This is a genomic window from Embleya sp. NPDC008237 (assembly GCF_042956465.1).
Taxonomy (GTDB): Bacteria; Actinomycetota; Actinomycetes; order Streptomycetales; family Streptomycetaceae; genus Embleya.
The window spans coordinates 68,982-76,564 of sequence record NZ_JBIBGL010000033.1 but is presented as its reverse complement, the minus strand read 5'-3'; the positions used below and the strand labels follow the sequence as shown (position 1 = coordinate 76,564).

Here is a 7,583-nt window from a genome sequence, read left to right as displayed (position 1 = left end):
CCGCAGCCGGAAAGGTCTCGATTCCTCCGCGTCGAGGACACCGTCCACATCGCATTGTCCCTGGTCAGCCCCGTCCTCATTGCGATGGCTCAAGACCAGGACTCCGTCGGCGGCAAGGCAGTGCTCGACGAACTGCGCGCCCGCTTCCCCGACATCACCAAGGCGTGGGCCGACGGCGGCTACAAGAACGGCGCCGTCGGGCATGCACATACCCTCGGCATCGACCTGGAGCTCGTGAACCGCGACCCCGCCACCAAGGGTTTCGCGGTCCTGCCGAAACGATGGGTGGTCGAGCAGACGTTCGGCATCCTGGCCCGCTACCGTCGCCTGCATCGCAACTACGAGACCCGTCCCGAACGATCCCGCGCGATGATCCACTGGGCGATGACCAACACACTCGCCCGCCGACTGGTCGGCCCCAAGGTCCGATTCCGGCAAACCATCTACCCAAACCCGGACGCGGAAGCCTAAACCCTTACCGGACCCCCTCTCAGAGGACGTTCGTGTCATTGACGTGCAGGTTTGGGTAATTTTGCCGCTCGCCTGAAGTCTCCACAGACGAGGCTTTTGCCCAATATGCCGCAGCTACTCGGGCGCCATTACCGCTGCGATCCATCCCGTCTCGCACCGAAAGCTCCCGTCCGGTTCGAAAAGGTCGCCAATTGTCCGTGGCGGTTCACCCGGACGAGCGATGGCAGACTCCAACTCCCTTATGTACCAGTGGAGTTATGAAGAACTCGCCGCAGCGCAAAGCCTATCCGAGTGATCTGTCCGACGCCCGCTGGGCACTGGTGGAGCCGGTCCTGACCGCGTGGCGGACCGAACGGCAGAAGACCTCGCTCGGCCTCGGCGGCAGGGTCTCCGACCTGCGGGAGGTCATGAACGCGATTCTGTACGTGAACCGGACCGGGATTGCCTGGCGCTACCTTCCGCACGACTTCCCGCCGCACACCACCGTGTTCGCCCACTTCAGCGCCTGGACGGCCGACGGCACGATCGAGCGGCTCGGCGTCCGACTCCACCGCCTGGTCCACGAGAAGGAAGGCCGGTCGGCCGAGCCGACCGCCTGCGTGATCGACGCGCAGAGCATCAAGACCGCTCCCAGCGTGCCCACCGCAACCCAGGGCATCGACGCGGCGAAGAAGATCGTCGGCCGCAAGCGCAGCATCGTCGTCGACACCCTCGGCCTTCTTCTCCTCGTCACGGTCACCGCCGCCGGCGTCTCGGACAACGACGCCGGAAAACAACTCCTCACACAACTCGCCACCACCCACCCCACGATCACCAAGGCCTGGGTCGACACCGGCTACAAGACCCAGGCCATCGAACACGGAGCGGAGCTTGGCATCGACGTCGACGTCGTACCGAGAAACACACAGGTCAAGGGCTTCTCGGTCGTTCCGCGGAGGTGGGTGGTCGAGCGCAGCTTCGGCTGGATCATGATGCACCGCCGACTGGCCCGCGACTACGAGACCAGGCCCGAGCACTCCGAGAGCATGATCCGCCTCGCCATGATTTCCAATCTCGCGAAGCGAGCAACCGGCGAAAGCACCATAACCTGGCACAATCCCTGAACTATCACTCAGGCGAGCGAGACGTCCTCTCATGGCGGTGGTGATGTCCTGGTCGGTCACCGTCACGATGTCGTCGAGGAGTCGGAAGTTCACAGCCCGGGCCAACGGCGGAGGCTGGTGTATCCGAGGCCGTCGACGATGGTGACGGGGAACTCGGGGAGAACGATGCGCCCGCCCCGGCGCAGGGACAGCTGGGCGTCGGCGTCGCGATCCACAGTCCGGCCTCGGGCGCGTCGCGCGTGTGGGCGTAGGTGTCCGCCGGCGGCCCCTGCGCATGGACGCGGACGGCGTCACCTCGCCCAAGAGTCGGGGCACGGTCCCAGGGGCGTGGCCTGGGCGGACGTCGAGACGTTGGTCTCCTGGCCGGTCAAGCACGGCAGCCACCGGGTCGGCGTGGTCGCCACCGGGCGCTACCGCCACCGAACCGGGCTCGACACCAGGCGCTCCGGCCGATGGATGAACAAGGTCGTGGTCATACCGGTCTCCTGGACCACCCCGATGTGGGACGGCCCACCCGACGAATTCAAGGCCATGGTCGCCGCGTTGTGGGGGATCATCCCCGGATACCCTGGATCGACCCGTCGCACCGCCGGGAACGCATCACGCACGGCCGACCTCCGTCGCGGCCCGGTTCCGTCGCGTTCGCGGCCGTTCGCGACGACCCAGGAGCGCCAGGCCGCGTAGCGTTCCACCGCTGCCGGGTCCGCCTACTCGGCGGGTTCGCCGGCTTCATGGGAGCGGGCACGTGGAGCGGTGGGGGCGGAACCGGCCGGGGTGGGCGCGAACGGGACGTCCGTATCGGTCGGCGTCCGGTTGTCGAACCAGGTCATGACCGGAGAGGCGGTGATCCCGTGGGTGACGACGGAGATGACCACGACCAGGCCGGTCGTGGCCCAGATCAGGTCGGCCCGGGCGAACTCCGCTTCGGCAAGCGCGTACGACACGTAGTAGAACGAGCCGATGCCCCGGATGCCGAAGAACGCGATCACGCCCCGCTCGGGTCGAGCCAGCGAGGATCCCACGAGGGCGACCAGGCAGGTCGCCGGGCGGACGACGAACACCACGGCTGTCGCGAGGGCCACCGCCTGCCACGTCAGCGGCCCGAGCAGGCCGCCGACGATCGCGCCGCCGAACAGCAGCAGGATGCCGACGGTGAGCAGGCGTTCGATCTGCTCGATGAAATCGTGCAGGACGGTGTGGTAGCCGCTCGCCCGCTCGGAGGCCCGGATCGTGCACGCGCACACGAACACCGCGACGAAGCCGTAACCACCCGCGACCTCGGTGACGCCGTAGGACAGGAACGTCGCGGCAAGCGCCACGAAGCCCTCCGCGTGCTCGGCCAGCCGCAGTGACCGGGCGCGCGGACGAAAGCTCAGGCGGCCGATGAGCCAACCCGTACCCAGGCCGAAGACGAGCCCGGCCGTGAGCTTGTACGCCACGTCGACGGCCAGCCAGTGGCCTGTCCAGGCGCCCGGGGCCGCCCCCATCGTCGCCATGGCGACAGCCGCGTACACGAACGGGAAGGCGAGACCGTCGTTGAGCCCTGCCTCGGAAGTGAGCGTGAAACGCACCTCGTCCTCGGAGTCCTCCTCCTCACTGGGCTCGCCCACCTGGACGTCCGAGGCCAGCACGGGGTCGGTGGGCGCGAGCGCGGCGCCGATCAGCAGGGCCCCGGCCGGGGCGAGGCCCAACGCCCACCAGCCCAGCAGCGCGATGGACAGGATCCCCAACGGCATGGCGATCAGCAGCAGACGCCCCGTCGACGACCAACGATCCCGGCCGAACGGTCGATCGAGCTTGAGGCCCGCACCCATCAGAGCCACCATCACGCCGAGTTCGGTGATGTGCGCGCTCAGGGCCGGATCCGCCAAGGGATCCGGATCCGGCAGCGGCGAAGGCACCGCGAACACGAGCATCCCGAGCAGGAGAAACGCGATCGGCACGGACAGCGGGCGCCGCGCCACGAGCCGGGGCATCACCCCGGCCAGGAGTGCTCCGATGCCGATGACCGCATACGACAAATCCATGGGATCCATCGCCCGCGCCTACCCGAAACCCGAACGCACGCACGTACGGCTCCACTTTCGTGTTCGTCGGATCGTTCGGTACCCCGGTCGGCCCCTACGATTCACGCCGTTCGCGCTGTGTCCGGCCGGAGGCCCGCCTCGGCGTCCGGCTCGATGCCCGGCTCGATGGGCCTGCCGTTTGCGATGGTCAACCGCGCGGTGGTGAAGGCGGCTTGCAGGCGGCGGTCGTGGGTGACGACAACGAGGGCTCCTTCGTAGTGGGTCAGCTTGTCATTTAACCCATTCTTCGGGGTTTGGTCCCTTTGTTGTGGTGGCTGGGTCGGGTGTATGACTCGCCGGTTTTGACGATTCGGCCGACGTCGTGGCGGGGTGCCGGTCTGTGGTTCCTCGAGCCTGGCGGTCGCCCGGGACCAGGGGTGGAGGGTTTGGGTGCGCCGGCCGGACGTGCGGTCTTCGAGCGGAGGTTCCTGAACCCTCTGGGGACTCGGGCCGGGGTCAGCCGGTTCGGTTCGGCGGGTTTCTCCCCGGGGCGTCGCAGGTCGTCGGCGAGCGGCCGGGCGAGGAACAGCTGCGTGTAGGCGGCGATCACGATCCAGGTCCAGCGGTCGGCGGATTCGGGGTCGCGGATCCTGGGTGCGGTCCAGCGGAGGGTCTGCTTGAACAGGCGGAACGTGTGCTCGATGTCGAACCTTCGCAGGAACGACTGCCGACAGCGGTCGACGTCGGCGTCGGTCGCGTCGGTCTTGGACCACCACGGCCAGACCGGCTTGGCTTCTCCGCCGTTGGGCAGTCGGTCGACCCGAAGCCGGACGACGGTCCCGGAGATCATCGGCAACTCGCCGTCGAATCCTTCCCACGCGCTGCGGCGGGTCAGTCGGGGGTGGAGTCTGTCCCACGCGGTGGCGACAGCGGTGCCGTAGCGCGTCGTTTCGGTTCTCGTCACGGCCTGCGGATCGCCCCAGGTCTCGGGTTGGCCGAAGACGAACTCGGCGCCGTGCTTGGGCGGTCGGCCGCCCTGCCGGTCGTAGACCTTGGGTGGTGTGGGCCGCCGCAGTACACGGTCGGAGCGCATGCGCCCGAGCACCTCGACCGGAAGATCCGCAAGGAGGAAAGCGATGCGAGGGACGTCGTAGCCGGCGTCGAGCACGATCAACACGTCCGGATCCTTCGGTCCGCACTGCCCGGCGGCGACCAGTCGTTCGACAACCGCGCGGACCTGGGCCGCGGTCGCGGCGGCGACGTCCTCGCCCGGCCCGAGCCGTACCGCGTCCGGGACCACGGTCCACGAACTGCGCCCCGGTTCCAGCGCGGCGACGACCGAGTAGGGCCAGCCCGGCACCATCTGGTGCTTCCCCTCGCCCCGGCCGTAAGTGTGGCAGAAGGACCGGTCCGGACTGGTGTCCGCATCCGGGCGCAGCCACGGCGAGACGTCGACCGCGAGGACGATCCGCCCGTCCGCGGCCTTCGGCAGCGGCAGCCGAACCAGCGCGTCCCGCAACCGGGCGGTGTCGATCCGGCCCTGGTTGACCGCACCGTACAGCGCTCCGTGACCACGGCGGTGCTCCGGCGCGAGCGAGAGCCCGACCAGTGTCTTCACCGGCCCGTCGGCGCACAGCACCGCGTCGGCCAACTCGAACAGCGCATCACCGCGCCGAGTCAGGCAGCCATGGAACTCGCCCCGGAAGTACGACAGTTGCCCGAACGCCTCAACCCGTTCCGGCTCGTACGACAGACCCGCCACCACGGCCTTCGCCCCGATCCCTCATGTGCCCCTTGGTCGAAGCACAGGATCCGGCGAGGGTCGCCGGCACCACAACCGAACGTCGAAAACCCGGACACGAGACCGTCGGCGTGCTACTGCGGCGCACACTGCGGCAAGCACGCAAGGCAGTGCGTTCGTATGAGGAACCCGGAACCGCGTCTACACGGACGTCGCGCCGTGGGCGGGATCGGTTCGTCGCGCGCCCGGCCCGAGGACATCGTGATCGGGGACCTCGATCCGGGTGATGGTGCCGGAGTCGTCCAGCCACAACCAGATGATGTCGTCGTCACGCTGCAAGGTCACCACCCCGGATCCGGAAGAACCGAACGGGGCCGTCAACAAGGCATCGCAGTCGGGCCGGCAGGAACACCGACCGAGGAACACCAGGTCACCGATCGTCGACGCCAAGACGTGACCGTCTTCCTCGGGACCGAGCATCTCGACGATGTCTCGGGCCAGCGTCGGAAATACCTCCGCGAGACGCCGGCCCACCGGTGCGACCATGACCGGCAATCTATCGAGCAGCGCAAGTACCCACCCGCCGAAGGTTAAACGTCAAGCTGAGGTACGGGATGTGTGGCCTCACCGATCCGTCCCGCCTCGTAGACGAACCGGCTTTCGGCGGCGACGATGCGGTACGACCACCCGGTGTGGGGCCACGATCGCGGGTTGTTCCACACGAACTCGATCTCTTGGGGCGTGACGCTGTCGGAAGGCCAATGCAGGGAGACGAGGCCACCGGGGACGTCGGTGCGTACCCCGCACTGGTCGTCGTACTCGTCGTCGGCGTAGCCGCGCATTTCCGTACGCCGCAGGATTCCGGAGTCCCGGCAGCGGAGCGTGTCGGCAACGGCTCGGATGTAGGCGTGATGCCCGGTCCGGCGCCACTCGTCAACCAGCGCGTCGACGGTCTGCGTCAGGCCCAGGCCGGCGGCGATGACGGCCGCGTCCTGGCCCTGTCGAACGGCGCGGGCAATGACCGCCGACCCGATGGATCGCGCGAACGCGGCGTTGCGCGCGGGACGAAGCATGGCACACCACTCCGACAACGCGTTGCTGGCTTCGTCCGGTTCATGCCGGATCGAACTCCGGAAGCGGCCCCGATTCCCTTCCGCGACGCGTGGAACTGCCCCGCTTTTCGTGATCGGAATTTGCCGGTGGGGGAGCGGGGCGGTGTGGACAGGACGTGATCGGGTTGCGGACGGGACGCGGGATCAGTCGTGCCGGAGCGCTCGGAGATCGTCGAGTGTCAGTTCCTGTGTGCGGGTCGCGGCCGTGCTCGACGTCCACGCGTCGACGTTCGGGTGCGTGTCCCAGTTGTGCGGCGTGGGGTGAACGGCGGTGTCTCGTCCGTCCGAGTCGATCAGTCGGTCGATGTACAGCGCGAGTTCGGCGGGCCCGCCGCCGGAGTAGCCGACGCCATAGCCCCGGGAAGGTCCCTGGGGCAGGAACGACAGGAGTCCGTCGGTGGTCCTGATCCAGAAGTACTCGCCCCGGTCCACGACCAGGGCCGCGAAGGTGTCCTGCGGACGAAGCTCCAGCGGGGCGTATGTCTGGTAGCTCCACTTGTCGGCACTCGCGGCGTCGACGCGGCGGTGCTTCGCCACCACGGGGAGACCGAACTCCGGGTCGTACAGGGTCCGATAGCAGGAGCACGCCGATCCGGTGGCGAGCGCGGTGGGGTCATCCCCGTCCTCCTCCACGCAGCGACGGAACAGCTCGGGCATGCTGCGGTTGTCCAGGATCGCGGCGTGCAGGGGGTTCGGCTCGCAGCGCTCCAGCCTGCGTGCCCACTCCTCGACATGGCGAGTGGGGCTGTGGATGTAGATCTCGGCGTTCAGGGCGTTCGTCACGATGCCGCGCGTGGGGTCGGCGTACAGGACGAAGTGGACCATCCTCCTGGCGGGTTCGTAGGTCAGGGTCAGATCGTGGGGTTGATACCTCACCGGCGCTCCCGCATGCGTGGGCGATCGAGTCGACGTCCTCGATCGATACCCGACCGTCGTCGTTCCCGGGGCTCCTTCCGCCCGATGTGGCCGAATTCGGGTGCGCTGTGACCGAGGTTCGACCGGTGCGCCCGCAGGTCCCGATCCCCGGGTATTTGCCCGGCCGTGTCGGCGTGGGACGTCCGCTCGTTCATGGCCGGCCCCGGCACGCCTCTGCCGCTCGGAGGGCGCCGCGACCTTCCCGATTCCTCCTTACGCAGCACGTCCGCCCCGC

Annotated in this window: 8 protein-coding genes; 3 read left to right on the top strand and 5 right to left on the bottom strand. The window is 68.4% G+C overall.

Annotated elements, in window-relative coordinates; all coding sequences use genetic code 11:
• The 3 genes from ACFZBU_RS45930 to ACFZBU_RS45920 form a co-directional block, all read left to right on the top strand.
• Positions 1 to 471 (top strand): transposase (locus ACFZBU_RS45930; RefSeq protein WP_391589791.1); only part of this gene is annotated, 471 nt, incomplete at its 5' end.
• A gap of 257 nt (positions 472 to 728) precedes the next feature.
• Complete coding sequence (locus tag ACFZBU_RS45925; protein ID WP_391589793.1) at positions 729 to 1,574, top strand: IS5 family transposase; 846 nt, start codon at positions 729 to 731, stop codon at positions 1,572 to 1,574.
• Between the two features lie 327 nt (positions 1,575 to 1,901).
• Positions 1,902 to 2,258 carry a hypothetical protein gene (locus ACFZBU_RS45920; protein ID WP_391589790.1) on the top strand — a complete coding sequence of 119 codons (357 nt, stop codon included), beginning with the start codon at positions 1,902 to 1,904 and terminating at the stop codon, positions 2,256 to 2,258.
• Positions 2,259 to 2,281: 23 nt separating this feature from the next.
• On the opposite strand, the gene ACFZBU_RS45915 is transcribed toward ACFZBU_RS45920, so the two are convergent.
• The 5 genes from ACFZBU_RS45915 to ACFZBU_RS45895 all read right to left on the bottom strand — a co-directional run bounded on the left by ACFZBU_RS45915 (position 2,282) and on the right by ACFZBU_RS45895 (position 7,309).
• Positions 2,282 to 3,610 carry a cation:proton antiporter gene (locus tag ACFZBU_RS45915; protein ID WP_391589789.1) on the bottom strand — a complete coding sequence of 443 codons (1,329 nt, stop codon included), beginning with the start codon at positions 3,608 to 3,610 and terminating at the stop codon, positions 2,282 to 2,284.
• Between the two features lie 265 nt (positions 3,611 to 3,875).
• A complete protein-coding gene (locus tag ACFZBU_RS45910) occupies positions 3,876 to 5,342 on the bottom strand; it encodes an NF041680 family putative transposase (protein WP_391589792.1) in 1,467 nt (488 codons plus the stop codon).
• A 180-nt stretch (positions 5,343 to 5,522) separates the two neighbouring features.
• On the bottom strand, positions 5,523 to 5,867 hold the full coding sequence (locus ACFZBU_RS45905; protein WP_391589788.1) for a hypothetical protein: 345 nt from the start codon (positions 5,865 to 5,867) through the stop codon (positions 5,523 to 5,525).
• A gap of 44 nt (positions 5,868 to 5,911) precedes the next feature.
• The gene (locus tag ACFZBU_RS45900) at positions 5,912 to 6,394 is read right to left on the bottom strand and encodes a hypothetical protein (RefSeq protein ID WP_391589787.1); all 483 of its coding nucleotides are present in this window, start codon (positions 6,392 to 6,394) and stop codon (positions 5,912 to 5,914) included.
• A gap of 183 nt (positions 6,395 to 6,577) precedes the next feature.
• A complete protein-coding gene (locus tag ACFZBU_RS45895; protein WP_391589786.1) occupies positions 6,578 to 7,309 on the bottom strand; it encodes a hypothetical protein in 732 nt (243 codons plus the stop codon).
• Between the last annotated feature and the right edge of the window lie 274 nt (positions 7,310 to 7,583).

Coding starts and splice junctions, on each gene's coding strand:
- ACFZBU_RS45900 (WP_391589787.1), bottom strand. CDS start 6,394: ATGCTTCGTCCCGCGCGCAACGCCGCGTTCGCGCGATCCATCGGGTCG.
- ACFZBU_RS45915 (WP_391589789.1), bottom strand. CDS start 3,610: ATGGATCCCATGGATTTGTCGTATGCGGTCATCGGCATCGGAGCACTC.
- ACFZBU_RS45905 (WP_391589788.1), bottom strand. CDS start 5,867: ATGGTCGCACCGGTGGGCCGGCGTCTCGCGGAGGTATTTCCGACGCTG.
- ACFZBU_RS45925 (WP_391589793.1), top strand. CDS start 729: ATGAAGAACTCGCCGCAGCGCAAAGCCTATCCGAGTGATCTGTCCGAC.